The sequence below is a fragment of the Vitiosangium sp. GDMCC 1.1324 genome, from assembly GCF_003044305.1.
Classification (GTDB): Bacteria; Myxococcota; Myxococcia; order Myxococcales; family Myxococcaceae; genus Archangium.
The window spans coordinates 210,665-232,442 of the sequence record NZ_PZOX01000012.1 but is presented as its reverse complement, the minus strand read 5'-3'; the positions used below and the strand labels follow the sequence as shown (position 1 = coordinate 232,442).

The window sequence follows — 21,778 nt, the reverse complement described above, 5'->3', positions numbered from 1 at the left end:
GAGCCCGGCCCGGGTCTCACGACAAGGGGGGCCTGGTTACCGGCGGCGGCGGCGGGCCAGCGCGAGGAACGTGCCCAGGCCCATCAGCACCAGCGACGAGTCACCGCCCGTGGCCGAGCAGCCGAAGCCATCGCCCAGGAAGGCGATGTCCCCGCCCGTATTCCCCGTGGCCACGGTCCAGGTCCGGGTGGCGGGGGTGGCATCCACGTTGCCCGCGGCGTCGCGAGCGCGCACCTGGAAGGTGTGCTCGCCCTCGGACAGGTCGGTGAAGGTCACCGGCGACACGCACGCGGTGAAGGCCGCGCCATCCAGGCTGCACTCGTACGTCACGCCCGGCTCGTTCGAGCTGAACGCGAACGTCGCGCTGCGCTCCGAGGTGGTGTCCGACGGACCGGAGGTGATGGTGGTGTCGGGAGCAACGGTGTCCTGGAGGATGGTGAACGAGCGGCCCGAGGCCTCGCTGGTGTTACCGGCCGCGTCGGTGGCGGTGACCGTCACCGAGTGAGGACCCGCTGCCAGCGGAGTGGTCGGCGTGTAGCTCCAGTTGCCCGAGCCGTCCGCCTTCACCGTGCCCACCGGCACTCCGTCGATGATGACGGTGACGGTGCTGTGGGGCTCGGCGGTGCCGCTGATGACCGGCGTGAGGGTGTCCACCGTGGCAGCCGGGCTCGTCACCACGGGCGCCGCGGGCGCGAGGGTGTCCACCGTCCAGGAGTAGGAGGCCGGGGTGGCGTCCACGTTGCCCGCGGCGTCACGCGCACGCACGTTGAGCGTGTGCGACCCATCCGCCAGGCCCGTGAACGTCTGCGGGTCCGTGCACGCGGTGAAGGTGGTGGCTCCATCCAGCCTGCACTCGTACGTCACGCCCGTCTCGTTCGAGCTGAAGTCGAACGTCGCGCTCGACGAGTTGCTGAGGCTCGGCGGAGTCGCGGCGAAGGAGGTGTCGGGCGCGCCCGTGTCCACGCTGAAGTTGCGCGCGGCGGACTCGGGGCTGGTGTTGCCCGCCGCGTCCGTCGCCGTCGCCTTCACCGTGTGCGGACCATCTCCCAGGCCCGTCGTCGGCGTGTAGCTCCAGTTGCCCGAGCCGTCCGCCGTCACCGTGCCTACTGCCACTCCGTCGATGATGACCGTGACGGTGCTGCCCGCCTCCGCCGTGCCCGAGATGACGGGCGTGGGGGTCTTGACCGTAGTGCCCTCCGTGGGCGCGCTCACCACCGGCGCCACCGGAGCAACCGTGTCCACGATGAAGTTGCGCACGTTGGACTCGGCACTGGTGTTGCCTGCCGCGTCCGTCGCCGTCGCCTTCACCTGGTGCGCACCGTCCGCCAGGGCCGTCGTCGGCGTGTAGCTCCAGTTGCCCGAGCTGTCCGCCGTCACCGTCCCCACCGCCGTGCCATCGATGATGACCGTGACGGTGCTGTTGGCCTCCGCCGTGCCACTGATGACCGGGGTAGGCGTCTTCACATGAGCCCCCTCGGCCGGAGCCGTCACGACAGGGGCAATGGGGGCCGCCGTGTCCACGATGAAGTTGCGCACAGCGGACTCGGGGCTGGTGTTGCCCGCTGCGTCCGTCGCCTTCGCCTTCACCTGGTGCGGGCCGTCCGTCAGCGCCGCGGCCGGCGTGTAGCTCCAGTTGCCCGAGCCATCCGCCGTCGCCGTGCCCACCACCGTGCCATCGATGATGACCGTGACGATGCTGTTGGCCTCCGCCGTGCCACTGATGACGGGGGTGGGCGTCTTCACGTGAGCACCCTCGGCCGGAGCCGTCACGAGGGGAGCCACGGGCGCGGCCGTGTCCACCGTGAAGGTGTTCGTGTTGGAATCGACGCTGGTGTTGCCCGCGGCGTCCGTCGCTGTCGCCTTCCCCTGATGCGCGCCGTCGGACAGGTCCGTCGTCGGCGTGTAGCTCCAGTTGCCCGAGCCATCCGCCGTCACCGTCCCCACCGCCGTGCCATCGATGTAGACGGTGACCGTGCTGTTGGCCTCCGCCGTGCCACTGATGACCGGTCTGGGCGTCTTGACGTGGGCGCCGTTGGCGGGCGTGGTCACGACAGGGGCGATGGGAGCCGCCGTGTCCACGATGAAGTTGCGCACAGCGGACTCGGCACTGGTGTTGCCCGCGGCGTCCGTCGCCGTCGCCTTCACCTGGTGCGCACCGTCCGCCAGGGCCGTCGTCGGCGTGTAGCTCCAGTTGCCCGAGCCATCCGCCGCCACCGTGCCCACCGCCACTCCGTCGATGATGACCGTGACGGTGCTGTTGGCCTCCGCCGTGCCACTGATGACCGGGGTAGGCGTCTTCACATGAGCCCCCTCGGCCGGAGCCGTCACGACAGGGGCAATGGGGGCCGCCGTGTCCACGATGAAGTTGCGCACAGCAGACTCGGGGCTGGTGTTGCCCGCTGCGTCCGTCGCCGTCGCCTTCACGTTGTGCGGGCCGTCCGTCAGCGCAGTCGTCGGCGTGTAGCTCCAGTTGCCCGAGCCATCCGCCGCCACCGTGCCCACCGCCACTCCGTCGATGATGACCGTGACGGTGCTGCCCGCTTCCGCCGTGCCGGTGATGACCGGGGTGGCCGTCTTCACGTGAGCGCCCTCGGCCGGAGCTGTCACGACAGGGGCGATGGGAGCCACCGTGTCCACCGTGAAGGTGTTCGTGTTGGAATCGACGCTGGTGTTACCCGCAGCATCCGTCGCCTTCGCCTTCGCCTGATGCGCGCCGTCGGACAGGTCCGTCGTCGGCGTGTAGCTCCAGTTGCCCGAGCCATCCGCCGTCACCGTCCCCACCGCCGTGCCATCGATGTAGACGGTGACCGTGCTGTTGGCCTCCGCCGTTCCAGTGATGACCGGTCTGGGCGTCTTGACGTGGGCGCCGTTGGCGGGCGCGGTCACAATCGGGGCCGGGGGCGGCAGCGTGTCCACGATGAAGTTGCGCACGGCGGACTCGGGGCTGGTGTTGCCCGCCGCGTCCGTCGCCGTCGCCTTCACCTGATGCGCACCGTCCGCCAGGTCCGTCGTCGGCGTGTAGCTCCAGTTACCCGAGCCATCCGCCGCCACCGTGCCTACTGCCACTCCGTCGATGATGACCGTGACGGTGCTGCCCGCCTCCGCCGTGCCGGTGATGACCGGCCGGGGCACGTTGAGATGAGCCCCCTCGGCCGGAGCCGTCACAACAGGGGCCACGGGCGCGGCCGTGTCCACGATGAAGGTGTTCGTATTGGAATCGACGCTGGTGTTGCCCGCGGCGTCCTTCGCCGTCGCCTTCGCCTGATGCGAGCCGTCGGACAGGTCCGTCGTCGGCGTGTAGTTCCAGTTGCCCGAGCCATCCGCCGTCACCGTCCCCACCGCCGTGCCATCGATGTAGACGGTGACCGTGCTGTTGGCCTCCGCCGTGCCACGGATGACCGGCCTGGGCGTCTTGACGTGGGCGCCGTTGGCGGGCGTGGTCACAATCGGGGCCGGGGGCGGCAGCGTGTCCACGATGAAGTTGCGCACAGCGGACTCGGGGCTGGTGTTGCCCGCCGCGTCCGTCGCCGTCGCCTTCACCTGATGCGCGCCGTCCGCCAGGTCCGTCGTCGGCGTGTAGCTCCAGTTACCCGAGCCATTCGCCGTCACCGTCCCCACCACCGTGCCGTCGATGATGACCGTGACGGTGCTGCCCGCCTCCGCCGTGCCGGTGATGGCCGGCCGGGGTACATTGAGATGAGCCCCCTCGGCCGGAGCCGTCACGACAGGGGCCGTGGGCACCACCGTGTCCACGATGAAGGTGTTCGTGTTGGACTCGACGCTGGTATTGCCCGCGGCGTCCGTTGCCGTCGCCTTCACCTCGTGGGGACCGTCCAGCAGGTTCGAGGCCGGCGTGTAGCTCCAGTTGCCCGAACCGTCGGCCGGAACGACCGCAACGGGAACGCCATCGAGGATGACCGTGACGGTGCTGTTGGCCTCGGCCGTACCCGTGATGGCCGGCTTGGGGTTCTTCAGCACCGAGCCCGTGGAGGGCGAGACCACCACGGGCGCCACGGGAACCACCGTGTCCACGGTGAAGTTGCGCACGGCGGACTCGGGGCTGGTGTTGCCCGCCGCGTCCTTCGCCGTCGCCTTCACATTGTGCGGACCGTCCGTCAGCGCCGTGGCCGGTGTGTAGCTCCAGTTGCCCGCCGCATCCGCCACCACCGTGCCTACCACCGTACCGTCGAGGATGACCGTGACGGTGCTGTTGGCCTCGGCCTTGCCCGTGATGACCGGCGTGTTCGTCTTGAGGTACGCGCCCTCGGTCGGAGCCGTCACCGTGGGGGCCGTGGGCGCCACCGTGTCCACCGTGAAGGTGTTCGTGTTGGAATCGGGGCTGGTGTTGCCCGCCGCGTCCTTCGCCGTTGCCTTCACATTGTGCGGACCGTCCGGCAGCGCCGTGGCCGGCGTGTAGCTCCAGTTGCCCGCCGCAGTCGCTGTCACCGTGCCCACCGCCGTACCGTCGATGATGACCGTGACGGTGCTGTTGGGCTCCGCCGTGCCCGTGATGGCCGGTTTGGACACATTGATCACGGCCCCGTTCGCGGGCGTGCTCACCACCGGCGCCGGGGGCGGCGTGATATCCACGGTGAAGGTGTTGGCCGTGCTCTTGGGGCTCAGTACCGAATCGACCTCGGTGGCCGCCTGGACCTGATGACTCCCCTCGGAGAGGTTCGTGATCGGCGTGTAGCTGTAGTTACCGGCAGCATCGGAGATGGTCCGGCCGATCTCGACCCCATCGATGTAGATGATCACCGTGGTGCTCGGCCTCGCCGTACCGGTGATGGGGGGCCTGGGGTTGTTGGTGATACTGCCGTTGGCAGGCGTGACCACCGAAGGCACGGGCGGCACGACGAAGCCACCCGACAGCGTGACGGGAACGCCGTTGCTGCCCTGCCTGGCTCCGTAGGTATTGCTGTCGGGCGCCGTGGTATCCAGCTGGGTGCCGGGTGCGGCGCCGATGAGGTTGAGGTTGCAGGTGCCTCCCGTCGCGGCCTGGAACAACACCCGTCCGCCGCCACCACCACCACCGGGGCCCACCTGGGTGGAGTTCACGTTGCCACCAATGCCTCCATTAACGGAGACCGAGCCACACGCGGCCGTGCTGACGAAGCGCAGATAGATGGAACCACCCGCGCCACCGCCACTGCCTCCATCCGAGTTCGAGACACCTCCCAAGCCACCCGAAGCCTGGATGGAGCCAGCGCCCGTGAGTTGGTTGGCCCGGATGAAGATCGCGCCACCGCCCCGCCCGCCCGCCACGCCCGTGCCGTCGGAGCCATGACCCGCTCCACCGCCACCACCCAGCGTGAGGTGGTTCAGCAGCGAATAGACGAGCGCCGTGCCCCCCAACCCACCGACGAGCCGGGCCCCATCGCTGGCGCCATCCGAGCGCCCACCCACACCACCGGCCCCATAGTTACCGCCACCTCCACCTCCCGACTTGTAGCAGACGCCGCCGCCCGCACCGTTGATCACGTTGCCGCGCCCGGTGTGCGTGGCGCCGTAACGCACGTTCGCGATGCCCTCGCCCTTCTGGGCACCCGACGGGGCGGAGTCATCCAGACCCGTGCAACCCAACGCACCGGAATCGTCATCCACATACGCGCCCCCGCGGAACCCGAGGCCGCTGGCGTTGATCTGCCCGGCGTTGCTCACCGTGCCCGTGGCCAGGAACGCGATGACTCCGCCCACGCTTCCGTTCCAGGGAAACGGGGTGATCCTCCCGGGCCCGGTGAGGGTGACGGTCGTGTACTCGGGAACCCGGATGACCTGAGTCACGTTGGCCGCGTAGGCGTAGACGAGCGGTGCGGTCAGCATCAGCGTCGTCCCAGTCGTCCCCGAGGCCAACCGCGCGAACTCCCAGCGGCCCACCGGGTCATTGGAGATGTCGACGGCGGTGGTCCCTCCGGAACCAGGCACCGGGACGATGCCGGTCGTCTGGAGCACCATCACCAGGTCCCCCGCCGAGAAGCAGGAGGCCGCCCCCACGCACGTCCCCACTGGAATGGACATATCCCCCGGGGCCAGCGGTCCCGTCACCGGGGCGTAGCTGTTGATGACGTTGCCGGCGGTCGTCACCGAGAGAGCCAGATCGCGTCCGGTGCCCACCCCGAACGAGTCCGGCTCGGCGAGCGCCGCCGTCGAGCCGAGGGCCAGCACGCACAGCGCCGCCGCGAGCCACTTCTTGAAGAGTCCGTTCTTCATATGCATCGATTCCTTCCGGCTACTTCTGCTCGCGCTCGGCGGTGACGATGATGAACTCCACGCGGCGGTTGGCCGCGCGGCCCTTTTCCGTCTTGTTGGGAGCGATGGGCCGGTCCGGACCGTAGCCCTTCGCGTCCAGGCGCGACGCCTCCACGCCCTTCTTCACGAGATGGCCCTTCACCGCCTCGGCCCGCGCCTGCGACAGCTTGCGGTTGGCGTCCGCGTTGCCGCGGTCGTCGGTGTGGCCCTCGATGATGACCTTGTCGACCTCGAGGTGCTGGCCGAGCACCTTCGCCACCTGGTCCAGCATCTTGAAGGAGCGCGGCTGGATGATGGCCTTGCCGGTGGCGAAGAACACCGACTCCTTGATCTCCAGCTTGCCCGTCTGGATGGCCACGAGCTGCTTCTGCGCCGCCGGGCAGCCCGCGTTGCTGGCCTCGCCCTTCTCCGCGGGGCAGTTGTCCAGGTGGTCCGCCACGCCGTCACCGTCCGAGTCCCTCGCCGGGCAGCCGCGCAGCTCCGTCAGGCCCGCCTCCGTGGGGCACGCGTCCCGCTCGTCCTCGACCCCGTCCTTGTCCGAGTCCCTCACCGGGCAGCCCCAGCGCGAGGCCGGCCCCGCCTCCGTGGGACACCGGTCCCGCTCGTCCTCGACCCCGTCCTGGTCCGAGTCCTTCACCGGGCAGCCCCAGCGCTCGGCCGGACCCGCCTCCGTGGGGCACCGGTCCCGCTCGTCCTCGATGCCGTCCTTGTCCGAGTCCCTCACCGGGCAACCCTGGCGCGAGGCCAGACCCGGCTCCGTGGGGCACTTGTCCACGGAGTCCTCGGTGCCGTCCTGGTCCGCGTCCTTCACCGGGCAGCCCTGGCGCTCGGCCGGGCCCGCCGCGGTGGGGCAGGCGTCGTCGGCGTTCTCCACGCCATCGCCGTCGTCGTCGCGCCGCACGGCCGCCGACCGATCCCCACCGCCCACGGCCACGCCGAGCAGCACGCGGAACGAGGGCGTACCCGGGGCGTCACCGAAACCGGGGCCGCCCAGCGCGTAGGCCTCGACCGACTCGCCCACGGGCAGCCGGAGACCGGCCAGCACCTCCAGGGACTTCGGCTCGCGCGTGAACGGCACGGTGCCCCGCACGTTGAGCTCGCCGCGCAGCCCGTCACCCTGGGTGGCCAGCACCGCGCCCAGGCGCAGCTCGTTGCCCAGCTCGTCCTGCACCTGGCCCTGGTCGCCGAGGACGACCGCGGGCCGCACCAGCGCGCCCACCTCCACACCGGCACGCATCCAGCCGAAGCTCCGGCCCATCATCACCTTGGGGGTGATGCGCACGAGGCCGTCCCGCGACAGCGTGTCCACGCTGCCCACCGGCAACCCCACGCCCAGCTCGAGCGCCAGGTCCACCGGAGCCTCCCGCCGCTGCGCGAGCAGCCCCAGCCGCACGTGCGCCGAGGGCGTGGACAGACCCGTCCCAGCCGGTGCCCCGACGCCCTGCGCGGAGAGGTCATCCCCCCGCTGCCAGGCCACCAGCGGCAGCTGCACTCCCAGCTCCAGCCAGTGCATCGGCGCCCAGGCCGCCAGCAGGTGCGCCGTCACCCGGTCGCTCACCACCGAGCCCAACCGGTTGCCATCCCGGTACATCACCAGGGGATCATTCTCGTACTGCCCCGCGAGCGAGACGCGGAAGCCGCCCTTGGGAAGCAGCTCGCCCGTCCCCATCAGCAGCGAGCCCCGGCCGTTGGGGTTGAGCTCCAGGCGCTCCAGCTCGAAGCCGGGCAGGCCCGTGGGCTGAGCGAGCGCGCTCGAGGCGAGCAGGAGGGAGACAGCAGCGGACAGGCGCACGGCTCCCGACCAACGCGTCGAGGGGCGCGCACCACGCATCGTCCCCCGGTGAAGGGACGGCTTCATATGGCTCATGAGTTCTCCGTATCGGGGCCCCTGCGGGTCCGTCTCCAGCTGGACCGCCCCGCGGCGCAGCCCGGGTGCAGCGAGGGAGGAGCATGCCTCCCCGTCCGGCGCCGGGACGCCGCGCGCATACAGACCCCACCTGCCGCGGGCTGTCCAGGCTTCGTTCAGGATGTGGCGCACGCTCGCCCGTCCTTCGAGGTACCTCGGGTTGGCTTCCACCCTCGCTGGAGACGTCCAGCGTGCTCGCCAGCCCTGTCGGTCAGTCAACCCGCCTCTTCTATCGCCAGTGTACCCCTCGGGCAAAGAAGCGTTGCCGGGACGGCAGCAGGTGCGCACCCTGGACACGGATGAGCGTCCTGAGGCGCATCGGGTATGGCCTGGGCCTCGGGCTGATCGGGTGGGTGCTGAACCTGGCGGCCCTGGAGGTACTGCCCGGGGTGCATCTGCTGTTTGGGCCGCTGCTGGTGCTCACCGCGGCAGTGCTCTTCGGGCCGGTGGCGGGGGGACTTGCGGGAGCCGTGTCCGGCGTGAGGACGATCTGGATGTGGGGCCACCCGTGGGGCTGGCTCAACATGGTCCTCGAGGCAGTCTTCGTGGGGGCACTGCGCCGGCGCCTCACTCCGGTGGCGGCGGACGCGTGCTATTGGGCGCTCAGCCCGCTGTACTTCCTGCTCACCTACGGGTTGCTGCAACACATGCCCCTGCCCGTCGTGCTGGTGGTGGGGCCAAAGCAGGCGGTGAATGGGCTGCTGTCGGCGCTCATCCTGCAGGTGGTGCTGCTCATTCCCCAGGTCCGTGGGCGCCTGCGCCCGCTGCTGCCCCTGCCCCTGGCGGACGTGTCCATCGGCCGAGCGTTCGGCTCGGCGCTCACGCTGGGGGCCGTCATCCCGCTGCTGGTGGTGGGCGGGGCCGAGGGCCGCCAGCGCTACGCTTCCGAGGTGCGGCAGGTGGACGAGGAGAACCTGCACGCCGCCCAGGGGGTCGCGGGTGAAATCGAGAGCAGCCTCATGCACGCCCGGAGTGGCGTCTCGCAGCTGGCCCGCACGCTCTCGGCGAGCCTCTCGCCGGAGGGACACCTGCCAGGCCGCCACGTCCTCGAGGGCGAGCTGGATGCGCTCGTCACCTACTCGCCGGAGGTGCTCGACGCCTACGTGGGCAGTCCGGAGGGGGTCGCGCTCGCCGTCTCCCCCCGCCGCGACGCAACGGACCACCCGCGGGCGGGCACCGACTTCTCCGACCAGCCCTATGTGCGGGAAGTCCAGCAGGCCCGTGAGCCCCTGGTGCGCGACAGCTTCCTGGGGCGCGGCGGAGCCCAGGGGCCGCTGGCGGTGACGCTGGCCCCCATCCGCCACGGAGAGCAATACGCGGGCTACGTGCTGGCCACGATGGATCTGCCACGGCTCCACCGGCACGCCCGGGCACAGGTGGGCGACAGCCAGCAGCGCATCCTGATCACCGATGCGCGGGGCGGCGTGGTCTTCGACTCGGCCGAGCAGGGGGAGCCGCGAGTGCACAACATCCTCGGCACGCCGCTGGCGCAATCGCTGGAGACAGTGGGCACCGGTGGCACCGGGAGCTACGAGGTCGCTCGGAGCGCGGTGACGCTGCTGCGCCTGCGAGCCCTTCATCACTTCGGCATGGTGGAGGTGCCGGCGCTGGGCTGGCGGGTGGTGGTGGAACAACCGGGCACCCGGCTGCAGCACGACGTGGATCAGGCCTATTTCAGCCTGCTGGGCACGATGGGGCTGGCCACGGTGGCGGCGGTGCTGCTGGCGCTCGCCCTCTCGCGCACCATCCTCGCCCCGGTGCAGGGCGTGTCGCACGCGGCGGCACGGCTGGCCGCGGGGGACCGTACGGCGCGCGCCTCCGAGGCGGGCAGGGACGCGCCGCGCGAGCTGAACCAGCTGGCGGAGACATTCGATCGGATGGCCTGGCAGCTCTCCCGGCAGATGGAAGCCATCGAGCGCACCAGCCGGGAGAAGGACGCGTTCCTGTCCATCGCCTCGCACGAGCTGAAGACGCCCCTCACGGCGCTCAAGGCGCAGGTGCAGCTCTTGAGGCGCAAGATGGGGAGCGAGCACGGGGAGCGGCTGGACAACCTGAGCCGGCAGGTGGACCGGGTGACGCGGCTGGTGAATCAGCTCCTGGATGCGTCGCAGCTCGGCCTGGAGCAGCTGCCCCTGCAACGCACGCGGATGGACCTGACCGAGGTGGTGCAGCGCGTGGCGGTGGGACTGGTGGGGGCCTCGCCCCTGCACACGCTGGAGCTCACCGCACGCCCGCTGGTGGGCCAGTTCGACGAGCTGCGCATGGAGCAGGTGGTGCACAACCTGGTGTCCAACGCCATCAAGTACAGCCCGACGGGAGGCGTCATCGAAGTGTGGACGCGGGTGCTTCCCGGCGGCGAGGCGGAGCTGGTGGTGGCGGACCGGGGCATCGGCCTGCGCGTGGAAGACGAGGAGCAGCTCTTCGGGCGTTTCGAGCGCGGAGACCGGCGCGAGCTGACGAACATCTCGGGCATCGGCGTGGGGCTGTACGTGTCGCGGGAGATCATCCGCCGACACGGGGGATGCATCTCGCTGCGCCCGCGCGAGGGAGGTGGAGCGGTGGCCACGGTGCGGCTGCCGCTGAGCCTGGAGCCGGAGCACGACGCGCCCTCCCCCCATTCGGGGTAATCCACTCAAAGGTCGCGAGCCTTCATGGCCCTTCCGGATTGGCGGAAGCTGGCCCGGGAATCCCCGGCACCGGGGAGGCGGCTGGTGACGATGCGGGAGAAGGCGCGGCCGCAGGCGCGGGTGGAGGAGGAGTGGGCACTGGCGATGGCGTCGGCGCGGGCGTACTGGCTTCCGGCTGCGAAGGCGGCGGAGCAGGCTCCGGTGATGGCATCGGCACGGGCGTACCGGCTTCCGTTGCCGGAGGCGAAACGGCAGGTGGCGGGGTTTGCGTGGGTGGAGCAGGTTTCGGAGAGGGAGGGGGGGGCGCCGCCAAATCCATGCGTGGCGCCTTGCCCAGCACCTCGCCTTGAGCGGTCACCGCGTACTCATACCATCCATCGAGCGTACGCACGTACCCCGGCCCTCCGCACCGATCAAAACGTTCATCCAAGACCACGTAGTACAGGCCCGTCTTTGGATCCTTGAAGATGGCGACGTCCAGTCCCTGCTCGGGACTGGAACATCCTCGGAAGAGTCGTGGGCTTTTATTCTCTTTCACCATCTCACGGACGGCAGCCGCCGCGGCAAGCACAGCCCCCGCTTCCATGGGCGCGCCAACGAGCGGGGTCGAGTCCGGGTCCGGCCATTCGACAACTTGCTTCTTGGCTGCGGCGGGGAAGACACATCCCCAATGCACCGCCGCGAGCACCACAACCCCCCACATGAAACAGCGGTGCAGCCGGAGAGGAGCTCCCTGGGTGGGCTCGGAAGAAAACCCACTGGCACCTGCCATGAGAGCAGGAGTCTCGGTGGAAACGAGGGTGGAGGATGCCGTCCGGAGAAGGGCCGAGAGGCCACGTCCGAGGGCGTGCTGGAGCTGGTCTGTATTGTCCACTGCATGTCTCCGCACCGGGAAGGCCCGGCACATTCACGCCGGGCGGGCCCGGCAGTGGGACGAGGCGGGAAGACCCACCCTGAATGCATTCTACTCGCGCAGCAACTGAAGAGGTTCATCAGGACTGCATTGGGGTATCAGAGAGCGGCTGGCTCGTCGTGGCGAACACCTGCCGAGGGTGACCCAGCCAGCATTCACGTTGCTCCACTGCTGGACTTCGCCCGTGGGAAAGTAGCGCAGGAAGACGCGCGTGCCGTCCTGAAGCTCCGCCACCACGGCCGAGGCCATTTCAATGGCCGTGTTCTCGTGAACTGCTGGATCCGGCTCGCCAGAAGCCGTCAGGTGGCCCGCGATCAGCCGGAATTCCGCCATGGCAACAAAAGGGTTGAATGCATCCGTGGGCCAGTTCCTGAGGTCCTTCAAGGAGGGAGGCGCCCCACAAGGATGGTTGTGGACGTACCCCACGACCCAAACTTGTGAAGCAGGGTAGTCGGCATCCTCCACCACATAGAACGGCTCGCAACTCTCATGGTTTCCCCCGACGGGCTCGGTCACCCGCCATGAGAGGGAGTGACGGTTTCCCGCGACATAGACTGTCGAGCAGTACTCCGTGGACAGACCCACGGTGGGCCGTTGGTTCAACGAATCACACACCTTGGCGCCAGGGAGCTTGAGGAGCGCGTCCGCCACGTCCCGGAGCAACGCAATGGGGATGGAGGTGTCCCCCGTGGGCATTTCGACGGCGGGCACCTCCGCCCAGGGACCCCTGGCGGCGTCGGCGTCCTGTGCGGGGGCGTGGGGCGACGCGGCGCAACCCACCACAACGAGCAACGAGACGAGAAGCACACACTTCATGGAGGTGTTCTTTCCCGGGTTATCAGCGACTTGAGGTCGCGCAAGGCCCTGACACTCTTCGTGGCGCCAGAGAAAATCATGCCCGGAGCGCATCACCCCAGCACACCCAGCGCGTGTGCCAGCCGCCAGGCCACCACCAGCAGGTGTGCGTCCAGCACCCCGTCCAGCTCGCCGAGGAGCACCTCGAGCGGAACCCAGTGCAGCCGGGGATCCTCGGCCGAGCCGGCCTCGACCTCCACGGCGAACGGCCACACCAGCTCGGGGGTGACACCCGGGGTCGCGTGATACGAGCCGCCGAGCTCCCAGGCCTTCCGCACCGAGACGGAGAACTCCTCGCGCAGGCGCTCGGCGATGAAGGCGGGCACCTGGCTCAGGTGGGTGAGCGTCCGGGGCAGCCGCCAGGCCGGCGACACCGCGATGCTGGCGCTTCCCGTGAAGTGCTGCACCACCGGTAGCTCCCGGTGCTCGATGCCCACCCGGAAGCCCTCCCGCGTCCGCACCACCGGGAGCGCCACGGCGGTGTTGCGGCTGGCCTCGCGGGGCACGAGGTACTCGCGCGGCACGCTCGCCAGGACGTGCCCCGCCGAGTCCCGTTCGGAGAAGGTGCCGGTGCGCAGGTCCAGATAGCCGGTGGTCCCCTCCTCGTGCAGAGAGAACGACACGCGGTGCCCGGGAACGAGCGCGTCCTGGGCCCACGGCGGCCCACCGGACTGCTCGGTGAGCTGGATGGGAGCGCCGATCCACGGCCCGGGCGAGGTGCCCAGGTGGCGCAGCAGGCGGTGGAGGTTGATCTCCAACCGCGCGTCCACCATGCCGCCCACGTGGCAGGCACGAATCACCTGACGTGCATCCAGCTCACGCACCGAGCCGGAGCTGGTGAACGGCCCGTAATCAGGCGCGGGCAGCCCGGTCGTCGGAGCCACCTCCACGAGGTACGCGGACACGCGCTCGCTCACCCCGCCGGGCGAGGTGAAGTAGCGCACCGACTCGCCCAGGGCGCGGATGCTGTCGACGGAGAGCCCGGCCCGCTCGTGCAGGATGCGCGCGATGGCCTTGTCCGGCGCCTCTCCGGCATGGGTGATGGCGGCGAGGGGCTCGGTGATGTAGCCGGACAGCGCCGCGCCCCCGAGGTTGGGGTGATTGGCGCACGCGTTGACGATGGGCCGGGGGAACCCCTTCTTGGCCAGCACGAACACCTGGCGGTCCTGACGGAACCAGGGCAGCACGTCCAACGTGCGCCCCGGACGCTCCACCAGCTCGAAGACGCGGCCGTCCTCGTGGCGCCAGGCGCTGAGGGACAGGAAGTGGGGCGCGGGGAGCGGCGCGCTGTGCTCCTCGCGCAGCTCGACACCCGCGCCCGGGGGAACCTTCTCCCCGACGATGAGGTAGTTGGTGGGCGGGAACGGCAGCGGCTGGCCCGCGGTGTCGCTCAGGTGGAAGCGGCCCTCGTAGCGGTTGGCGAGGATCCACGGGTTGCGGATGGGCATCGAGCTGAGGATGCGCAGCCCGCGGCGCCGGAAGGAGGCCTCGAACTGGGCCTGGGAGAAGTAGGTGTACTCCTCGAGCAGCTCCACGTCCCAGTCAGTGCGGTAGTCCTTGCGGAGGACGAACTCGTTGGCGGCGCGCAGGGCGAGCCGGTAGCGGACGTGCCCCGCGTGGGGCGAGGCGAGCCGCGTATACGGCACCGGACCATTCCGGTTGACGCTGCAGCGGAAGTCGCGGGCGAAGCGCTCGAAGAGCGCGGCGGTGGAGAGACCCGAAACCGGACCATCGGAGGCCCCATCCGTCTCGGACAGGTCGAGGAACACCTCCTCGGGCCCGTCCGGGATGACGAAGTCGCGGATGATGATGACGCCGCCGGTGCGCAGCGCGCGCACCTGGTTGTCCAGACACGTCTCCAGGCGCGCGAGCGAGAAGTCATTGAAGCTGGTGACGTGGTGGAGCACCGACGAGTCGAGCACCCCATCCAGCGACTCCGGAGGGAAGACAGGGTCGGCGATGTCACCCACCACGAAGCGCAGGTTGGGGCGCTGGTAGGAGGAGGCGGCCATGTCCACAGACACGGGATTGATGTCCACGCCCACCAACTCCAGGCCGCCATAGAGACAGGCCAGGTCATAGGTGCCACGGCCCGAGCCGCTGCCCATGTCGGCCAGACGGCCGCGCGTGGGGAAGTGAGCGGTGGTGAGGGCCACCTTCTGCTGCATGGAGGCATCCATCCCCGCGAAGTAGGTGGCGTAGTGGTCCGCGTCGCCGCGGTGCTGGGCGGCATAGCTCTGGGCGGTGCTCGAGGGATTCCCCATGGGCGCGCCACTCTACCAGTCAGTCCGGCGAGCCACCGAGCCGGGGTCCCGGCGGAACGAAAACACCCGTGCTAGCGTCCAGGTGACATGCGCCCCGTCCCCGAGCCTCCGCCGATGTCCACCCGGGCCCTGCTGGTGTGCCTGGTGCTGGCCGCGGCGGCCAGCCTCTTCCTGTGGCAGACGGTGTGGCTGTACCCTTTCCGGCTGCTCGTGACGCTCATGCACGAGAGCGGACATGCCCTCACGGCCTGGGCCCTGGGCTCGCACGTGAGCAGCGTCACCATCAGCCCGGCCACGGGCGGGCTCACCTACCACACCCTCACCGGCTCGCTCTGGAAGGAGCTGCTCATCGCCTCGGGAGGCTACGTGGGCTCCTCGGTGGCGGGCGCCCTGCTGCTGGTGGCGGCCGGCCGTATGCGCAGCGGACGTGCGCTGCTGTGGGGGCTGGTGGTCTGGATGGTGGGCGTGGCCGTGCTCTGGGTACCCCTGCTCGCACGGGACCCGGGTGCCGCCCATGCGCTCGCCACGGGCTCGTCCCAGTCGGACGGGCTCTTCACACTCGGCTTCATCGCCGGCATGGGGGCCTTCCTGGGACTGGTGGCATGGAAGGGTCCGGTGTGGCTGCGGCGAGGGCTCGTCGTCTGGATTGCCGCGCTGTCATGCCTCCTGGCACTGCAGGACATCAAGGGCCTGTTCGGCTACGGCCTGGAGGTGGGCGTCTCCGACGCGCACGCGATGGCACAGCTCACGTACCTGCCCGCGCCCTTCTGGGCGGCGGTGTGGATGGCGGTGTCGCTCGGAGCCATGTGGCTGGGCCTGAGCTCCATCGTCCGGCGCCGGCGGCTGGTGACCTCCCGAAGCCCCGTGGGCAGCCTCTCCTACCGGTAGACCTGGAACGACTCAGAGACTCAACGAGGACCGTCCCTCGCGGTGGTCCCGGAAGAACTGACGCACCTGTTGAACGGCGGGGTGCTCGGCCAGGGAACTCACGTCCACCGTCTCCAGACGCCGGCACAGCTCCTCGTCGAGCTCCCACTTCTGAAGACCGAGTTGCTCTTCCAGTACGCGCCGGGGCTCCGTCCGGCCGCGAGTCAGCTCCTCCTCCGTCGGCTCCCGCCCGAGCACCTGGCGCAGCACGCCCCGATCCAGGAAGAGCAGCACCTCCATCTGCGGCACCATCAGGGTGATCTTCCACAAGTCGGCGCAGGCCACACTGATCAACAGATACACGATGGAGCGATGCGTCTCCCGGACCTCCTCCGGCTTCGCATCGGCGACCAGGGCCACGATGGACTTGCGGTTGAGGAGGATGGACCGCGCCAGGGAGACGCCATCGCCGGCATGATCCGATTCGAGCACACGCAACTCGCGTCCGAACTCCGGCTCGAGCAGCTTGCGGAACACCAGGACCATCGCCTTGCCTCGCACGATCAGGACCGGAATCATCGGAAGTCCTCTCCTTTGAGCTCGTAATCCATCGCGGCTTCCTCCACGGCCTTCCGCCACTTGACCCTGAGCGCGGCACGCATGCCTCGCCGCAGGGCGAGGCTCACATCCGGCTTCGCCCACAGCAGGACGTTGCGCACGGGCTGCACTTGGGCCTCGCGCAATGCGGGCAAGGTGAAACCATTCACGCTGAACAACAGACCGATAGTGGCCGCGGGTCGTCGATCGACGCGGGCCTTGAATTTCGCGATCGGGCTGAAGTCCAGGGGCTCCTGCCAGTGCTTGCACTCGACGAGACACGAGAGCCCATCGACGTACACAGCCCCGTCCACCTGCTCCCACTCACCCCTGTAAGGCCAGATGACCTGCGCCCCCTCGAGCTGAAACGCTCGCAGGATGAGGAACTCGAAGGCCCTCCCTGGCGGCCATTCCCCAAGCTCCTGCCCCATCCGCACCCGCGCCCACAGGTCGCACAGCCCCGACCAGCCCATCGACCGGATCCATCCGACGTACTTCTCCTCCCCCGCTTCCACGCCCCACCTCCCCGACAACGCCCCCCATCTTCCCTGAGGCTAACCAGCCCCTCTGACATGCATTGAATTCGCCTCCCGCCATTCATTGCTCACGACCCCACGCACCCGGTCATGAGTATCCATCGTGAGAACCTATCACGTCAAGTCGATGGGTCTACCTGTCCCGTCACCCGCCCACGGGAGCTGTCCCCGTCGAGAGAGGTCCGCATGGCACGGAGTAGCATCCGGCGTCATCCCGATGACCGCACAGCCACAGACCCCGAGTCGAGCACTGCCACCCCGGCCCTCTTCGTCCCGCGCCCCGTCAGCGGCCCGTGGGACGTGACGACGCTCCTGCTCGACTTCGCCATCGTCACCTACGCCGTGACACCCGAGGCGCTCGCATGGCACCTGCCGCCAGGCTTCGAGCCCGACACCTTCGTGCTCGCGGACGGCCGCCGGGTGGCGTTCGTCTCCGCCGTCCCCTTCCGGGATAGGGACTTCCGTTTCGGCTTCAACCACGCCGCTCTGCGTGCACTGCTCCCCAGCCTGCTGCGCGTTTTCGCGGGACACTTGGCGAAGTACTGGATCGACAATGACGATGGCGTTGTGATCCGGTCGGATCGCTTCCTGGCGAAGTTGGAAGGCAATCCCTCCTGGGATTGGCGGACGAAAGACCCCTGACCCGGGAGGGAGCAGGGTGGACACCTCGCTGGAGGGGCCCACCCGCGCTGACGGCGCCGTCAGGCCCCCAGGTATTCGTGGAAGAACGCCGTGGTGGCACGCCACGACCGCTGCGCGGCGTCCTTGTCGTAGCTCGCCCGGTCCTCGCAGAAGAAGCCATGGGTGACCCTGGGGAACACCGTCATGGTGTATTGCCTGCCAGCCCTGCTCATCGCCTCGGCGATGCGGCCATGCTCTTCCGGTCGGATGAATTGGTCCTCCGCGCCGTACCACAGTTGTATCGGCGCCTGCATGTCCCCAACGCGATCGAGCAGGGTCTTGCGGCCGAAGAAGTCCTCAACCGGGCCGATGCCGCCACCGTAGAACGCAGCCGCCGCTTTGAAACGCGACGGCAGCGCGGCGTTCGCAAGGAATGCATAACGCCCACCCATGCAGAACCCGATCACCGCGACCGCGCTGCCATTGGCTTCCGCCCGGCCCGCCAGAAAGTCGAGCGTCCTCTCCGTCTGCGCCAGGACGGTGTCGTCGTTCATCCGCTTCATGTGGCCGATGGCGTTGTGCAGATCGGCGTACTCGTAGATGGCCCCGCCGTAGATGTCGGGCGTAACCGCGGCGAAGCCCGCGTCGGCGAAGCGCTCGGTCAGCCGCTTGAAATGCGCGTTGAGGCCATATGCCTCGATGTAGATCACGACCGACGGAAACGGTCCCGCCCCCTCGGGCCGCGCGTAATAGCCCCGCAATCCACCGCCCAGCTCAACCCACTCGCCGCGTGTGCTCATCGTCTTGCTCCCTTGCTCTTGCAATGGTGCCCTGCTCGTCACTCGGGCCACTTGAAGAATCTTCAATGAAAGGAAGCTGAAGTACCTCGCCCAGGACATCAAGCCCCCGGACATCGTCGTGGAGAACACGCCTCCAGACAGCCGCGACACACGGGGACGGCATGCGTGTGGTGGAGTAGGCGCGGCTCATCTACCCCAGGAGGCTTCACATGTGCCGCATCCTTTCGAGTCTCGTCCTCGCCAGTCTGTGGGCGGGCTGTGTCCGTACGACTCCCGCCGCGCCCGAGTCCTCGCGGTCGACACAGCAGGCCACCCAGGCAGTCCGCGCGAACCCCGAGAAGGTCGCCCAGGAGTTCAACCTGCGTCCCCTGGCCGCGGGTGTCACTCCTGGCGCGGAGTCCACCTCGGCCAGCCCCAACGGAGGCCCCGGAACGGCGGCCACGTTCGGGCTCTATGTGCTGGCGCTCTCCTGGTCTCCCAACTTCTGCTGCACCCACTCCAGCAAGGAGGAGTGCCAGGGCCTGCAGGGAAGTTTCGGAGCCACCCACCTGACGATTCACGGCCTCTGGCCCAACTACACGGACGCGCAGGCCCAGCAGGCCGGGGCCGGCTGGCCCCAGTACTGCGCCCCCTACAGCTCCTGCCAGAAGCACCCGACTCCCGGGTGCGACCCCGATCCCTCCACCATTCCGGCGGACATGAAGACGTATGGCCCCGGCTACGTGTCCGACAATGACTTCCTCGCGGACCACGAGTGGCCCAAGCACGGCAGCTGCACCGGCCTGGACTCCGGCACCTACTTCTCCTCGGCCCTCTCCTCGCTCCTGGCGCTGCCGGGTGACCAGGGCACGCCGGAGCTGCTGACGAAGAACATTGGCGGCACGGTGGCGGCCACGGACCTGCGGGCCGCCTTCGGCGCCCCCGAGTCCGTCATGCTCAGCTGCGACTCGAGCTGCAACCTCTCCCAGGTGAGCATCTGCCTGACGCACGCGGCCTCGGGCCAGCCCGGCACCCGGACGACCTGCCCGAGCAACGTGACAAGCTCCACCTATGACAATGGCTGTTTCGTCGACAACCGTTGCCCGAACGTGACGCTCCAGGCGGTGGGCCAGTGTGGCGCGGGAGGCTCCGGCTCCAGCGGCTCTGGCGGCCAGTGCGGCAACCCGGGCCAGGGGCCCGCCTGCACCGAGGACTCCGCTTGTATCTCGCAGGGGTACGTGCGCTGCGCGAAGTCGGGGTGCTGCACCACCGTGCCGAAGTAACCGCGATACTCCACGCGCGCCGAGTGCGGACTCCCCTCCCCCACGGGTTCGAATCCCGTCGGGGACAACCAGGAAGGCCCAGCAATCTCAAGGGGTTGCTGGGCTTTTCCTTTGTCCCCTGTTCCGCATGTGAGCACGTCGATCACACAAAGTGCGGGAGAGCCACGTAACCGGGTCAAGCCCATTGCGCGCAGTGCCGAGCCTCAAAGGGTGGAGCGCCCGCCGATCTCCGGGAAGCGCTCGTAGGCCCGTTTAAGCGCGTCCAGGTGGGCAGGGTTGTCCAGGTCGAGCGGCGCCTCGGTGAGCCTGACAACCCACCCGCCCGTCGCGGTACGCCGTGAGCGCGAAAGCAGCTCAGCATCGCGGGCCGGGTCCGGGAACCCGATGGCCCGTGCGGCAGCGGCAGACCAGTAGTTCAGCCACCCGAGGTAATAGGGAATCTCCGGCGCGCGGATGTGCTGGAAGAGTTTGAGAGCGGGCAGCCCCCGGGGTGGAGAAGGTGGCCCGGCCAACGTGGGCGCCGTCTGCTCGGCGATGTCCCCCGCTGCACGGAAGGGCGTCATATGCCCCCACCGGGCGTGTGCGCCTTCCGCCACCGCCTCCAATACACCCATCGCTGCCGCGACTACCGTGGCATTCACTGGCAGCCTTGCATGGACTTCAAACTGCGGCTCGTCGCAGGGGCCTGCCGGGCCTTCCCACCCGGTAAGTGTCACGACGTGGTGGTCTTCATCGTTGCAGAGGAACGGAAACCCGCCGTTTGTACTGTCTGCCGCGACCCACTCATCGCGATCAGGCAATGCAATGAGGTCTTCTTTTTCAGAAGTCGTCCACCCCAACCGCAAGCCGGGAAGTGCGCGCTCCATACCGTGAACGACCGCGAGAGGGCGCCCATCGTGGCCCACGAGCGCAGGCGCGTAGACGATGAGGTTGAAGTAGTCTTGGATGGCCGACATTTCAACACCAATCCATGATAACGACCTTGAGGTTGCGATCTGCTCGGAGCAACGCTTGTTTGTGTGCCTGACTGCGGACTCCAACGACAAAGTTATATCCACACTCTTCTGCCAGTTCTTTTTCGCGCTTCATCTCCGGCAATTTGACCTTTACAAAGAAATCCTGTGACCGAAGTGGTTGCTTTTCAAAGTCATCTGTCTTGACCTCCCAGAGCGTGCGCGTAGCCAGTTGCAGCGCGTCGAAGCTCTTCCCATTCACGTACACATCCCCCCAGGGAAGGTGTTGCCCGGCATCTTGTCGGCGCATTCGTTGTGCGGGTCATGCCCGCCAAGGTGGCGCGGCAAGGGGATGGGCTTGCATCTCGGGTCGTCTTCTTCCTGGGTGAGGGCGGTCGCGGGCTGATTTCGCGGTGACGGCTCCCGGGCCGGTGTTTTCGCCGCACGAGGCTGGGCCTCTAGTTCCACCATGAGCCGCCGCGAGGCCTCCGACACCTCCCGCAGACGGGCCTCGTACTCCCATTGAGCGACCACCCACTCCGGGCGACGGTCGATCTCCGGCCCGGCGGTGCTGGAGGGATAGAGCAGGACGAGGACCGCGAGCAACGCGCCCACTCGGGGGAGCGCTTCAGCCAACGACCCGGCGCGTCCAGCCTGCGCGAGGCCCTCGACTCCCCTCTCCACCTCAGCGGCTTGCCCGCTCGTCCTCGCGGCGCGGGAGAACCGTTCGAAGGCCCGTTCCGCTGCGGTGAGCTTGCGGTCCAACTGTTCCCACTGACGCGGCTCGATGTCTTTGCGCGCCCGGGACAGCAGTGCCCTGGCCTTGTCCAGGTCCGCCTTTCCAATCCACGACCGTTCCGGTGCCGGCTCCATCGGCGCGGAAACGAGCCGGATGCGAGGGCCAGAAGTGGGAGTCGACGCGAAGGCGTGGGGCCGTGGCATCGGCTGTGGGGCGGGCGCGCTCGCGCAGGCGGAGAGAAGCACCAGAAGCGCGCTCCAAGTTCGCAAGCGCATCGTCACGTCCTTTCATCAAGCGAGGGGGCAGGCTCAAGTCGGGCCCGTTGGGGAGTATGCCAGCCCGCACCGACAGCGAGGGACGAGCACGCGGGGGGAGCGGCACACGGCAGCCGCAAACCAGGCCTGTGGAGGGCTCCCAGGGCGATAGCGGAGCCAGCAGGCGCGCTCTCGCGGACAGTGCGGAGGCCCCGCCAGTCGCGCTCCGCCCGGCGTGGGGATGGCCGCAGGCGGGGAGGTGGGGGGGCGCATGTGCCCTCAGTGTGCCCCTCCAGCGGGGTTAGAGGCTGCACACGGGGGAACGGCGTGGGACG

At 68.9% G+C, this 21,778-nt stretch carries 12 protein-coding genes and 1 pseudogene; 4 read left to right on the top strand and 9 right to left on the bottom strand.

The window, feature by feature from the left end; translation table 11 throughout:
• Positions 1 to 36: 36 nt before the first annotated feature.
• The gene (locus DAT35_RS31510; RefSeq protein ID WP_108071910.1) at positions 37 to 6,210 is read right to left on the bottom strand and encodes an Ig-like domain-containing protein; all 6,174 of its coding nucleotides are present in this window, start codon (positions 6,208 to 6,210) and stop codon (positions 37 to 39) included.
• 19 nt (positions 6,211 to 6,229) lie between these two features.
• Positions 6,230 to 8,116 carry an OmpA family protein gene (locus DAT35_RS31505; RefSeq protein WP_108071908.1) on the bottom strand — a complete coding sequence of 629 codons (1,887 nt, stop codon included), beginning with the start codon at positions 8,114 to 8,116 and terminating at the stop codon, positions 6,230 to 6,232.
• Between the two features lie 338 nt (positions 8,117 to 8,454).
• On the opposite strand from DAT35_RS31505, the gene DAT35_RS31500 reads away from it, so the two are divergent.
• Positions 8,455 to 10,782 carry an ATP-binding protein gene (locus DAT35_RS31500; protein ID WP_108071906.1) on the top strand — a complete coding sequence of 776 codons (2,328 nt, stop codon included), beginning with the start codon at positions 8,455 to 8,457 and terminating at the stop codon, positions 10,780 to 10,782.
• A 964-nt stretch (positions 10,783 to 11,746) separates the two neighbouring features.
• Here the strand turns inward: DAT35_RS31500 and DAT35_RS60100 are convergent.
• Both DAT35_RS60100 and DAT35_RS31490 read right to left on the bottom strand, forming a co-directional pair.
• A complete protein-coding gene (locus tag DAT35_RS60100; protein WP_199243054.1) occupies positions 11,747 to 12,079 on the bottom strand; it encodes a hypothetical protein in 333 nt (110 codons plus the stop codon).
• A gap of 524 nt (positions 12,080 to 12,603) precedes the next feature.
• On the bottom strand, positions 12,604 to 14,814 hold the full coding sequence (locus DAT35_RS31490; RefSeq protein WP_108071904.1) for a methyltransferase domain-containing protein: 2,211 nt from the start codon (positions 14,812 to 14,814) through the stop codon (positions 12,604 to 12,606).
• A gap of 87 nt (positions 14,815 to 14,901) precedes the next feature.
• On the opposite strand from DAT35_RS31490, the gene DAT35_RS31485 reads away from it, so the two are divergent.
• Complete coding sequence (locus DAT35_RS31485; protein WP_108071902.1) at positions 14,902 to 15,702, top strand: M50 family metallopeptidase; 801 nt, start codon at positions 14,902 to 14,904, stop codon at positions 15,700 to 15,702.
• A gap of 12 nt (positions 15,703 to 15,714) precedes the next feature.
• On the opposite strand, the gene DAT35_RS31480 is transcribed toward DAT35_RS31485, so the two are convergent.
• Together DAT35_RS31480 and DAT35_RS31475 are read right to left on the bottom strand one after the other, a co-directional pair.
• Positions 15,715 to 16,260, bottom strand: coding sequence for a hypothetical protein (locus tag DAT35_RS31480; protein ID WP_108071900.1), 546 nt, complete (start codon positions 16,258 to 16,260; stop codon positions 15,715 to 15,717).
• Positions 16,257 to 16,793: a restriction endonuclease gene (locus tag DAT35_RS31475; protein ID WP_108071898.1), complete on the bottom strand. Its 537-nt coding sequence runs from the start codon at positions 16,791 to 16,793 to the stop codon at positions 16,257 to 16,259. The genes DAT35_RS31480 and DAT35_RS31475 overlap by 4 nt, the downstream gene beginning before the upstream one ends.
• A gap of 207 nt (positions 16,794 to 17,000) precedes the next feature.
• Between DAT35_RS31475 and DAT35_RS31470 the strand changes: the two genes are divergently transcribed.
• Positions 17,001 to 17,456: a DUF2071 domain-containing protein gene (locus DAT35_RS31470; RefSeq protein WP_158501969.1), complete on the top strand. Its 456-nt coding sequence runs from the start codon at positions 17,001 to 17,003 to the stop codon at positions 17,454 to 17,456.
• A gap of 59 nt (positions 17,457 to 17,515) precedes the next feature.
• Here DAT35_RS31470 and DAT35_RS31465 read toward each other — a convergent pair whose 3' ends face one another.
• Entirely contained in the window at positions 17,516 to 18,235 is a 720-nt protein-coding gene (locus DAT35_RS31465) for a dienelactone hydrolase family protein (protein WP_108072174.1), read from the bottom strand.
• Positions 18,236 to 18,444: 209 nt separating this feature from the next.
• On the opposite strand from DAT35_RS31465, the gene DAT35_RS31460 reads away from it, so the two are divergent.
• Positions 18,445 to 19,497 (top strand): hypothetical protein, encoded by a 1,053-nt coding sequence (locus DAT35_RS31460; RefSeq protein ID WP_108071893.1) that lies wholly within the window; start codon positions 18,445 to 18,447, stop codon positions 19,495 to 19,497.
• Positions 19,498 to 19,700: 203 nt separating this feature from the next.
• Here DAT35_RS31460 and DAT35_RS31455 read toward each other — a convergent pair whose 3' ends face one another.
• Both DAT35_RS31455 and DAT35_RS61110 read right to left on the bottom strand, forming a co-directional pair.
• Positions 19,701 to 20,453, bottom strand: coding sequence for a DUF5953 family protein (locus tag DAT35_RS31455; protein WP_108071891.1), 753 nt, complete (start codon positions 20,451 to 20,453; stop codon positions 19,701 to 19,703).
• Between the two features lies 1 nt (position 20,454).
• Positions 20,455 to 20,921 (bottom strand): annotated as a pseudogene (locus tag DAT35_RS61110) (DUF6310 domain-containing protein).
• Positions 20,922 to 21,778 lie beyond the last annotated feature (857 nt).

Bases quoted from the DNA above. Each gene is read 5' to 3' on its own strand.
- DAT35_RS31505 (WP_108071908.1), bottom strand. From the start codon at position 8,116: ATGAGCCATATGAAGCCGTCCCTTCACCGGGGGACGATGCGTGGTGCG.
- DAT35_RS31460 (WP_108071893.1), top strand. From the start codon at position 18,445: ATGTGCCGCATCCTTTCGAGTCTCGTCCTCGCCAGTCTGTGGGCGGGC.
- DAT35_RS31485 (WP_108071902.1), top strand. From the start codon at position 14,902: ATGCGCCCCGTCCCCGAGCCTCCGCCGATGTCCACCCGGGCCCTGCTG.
- DAT35_RS31490 (WP_108071904.1), bottom strand. From the start codon at position 14,814: ATGGGGAATCCCTCGAGCACCGCCCAGAGCTATGCCGCCCAGCACCGC.
- DAT35_RS31500 (WP_108071906.1), top strand. From the start codon at position 8,455: ATGAGCGTCCTGAGGCGCATCGGGTATGGCCTGGGCCTCGGGCTGATC.
- DAT35_RS31480 (WP_108071900.1), bottom strand. From the start codon at position 16,260: ATGATTCCGGTCCTGATCGTGCGAGGCAAGGCGATGGTCCTGGTGTTC.
- DAT35_RS31465 (WP_108072174.1), bottom strand. From the start codon at position 18,235: ATGAGCACACGCGGCGAGTGGGTTGAGCTGGGCGGTGGATTGCGGGGC.
- DAT35_RS31470 (WP_158501969.1), top strand. From the start codon at position 17,001: ATGGCACGGAGTAGCATCCGGCGTCATCCCGATGACCGCACAGCCACA.
- DAT35_RS31510 (WP_108071910.1), bottom strand. From the start codon at position 6,210: ATGAAGAACGGACTCTTCAAGAAGTGGCTCGCGGCGGCGCTGTGCGTG.
- DAT35_RS31455 (WP_108071891.1), bottom strand. From the start codon at position 20,453: ATGTCGGCCATCCAAGACTACTTCAACCTCATCGTCTACGCGCCTGCG.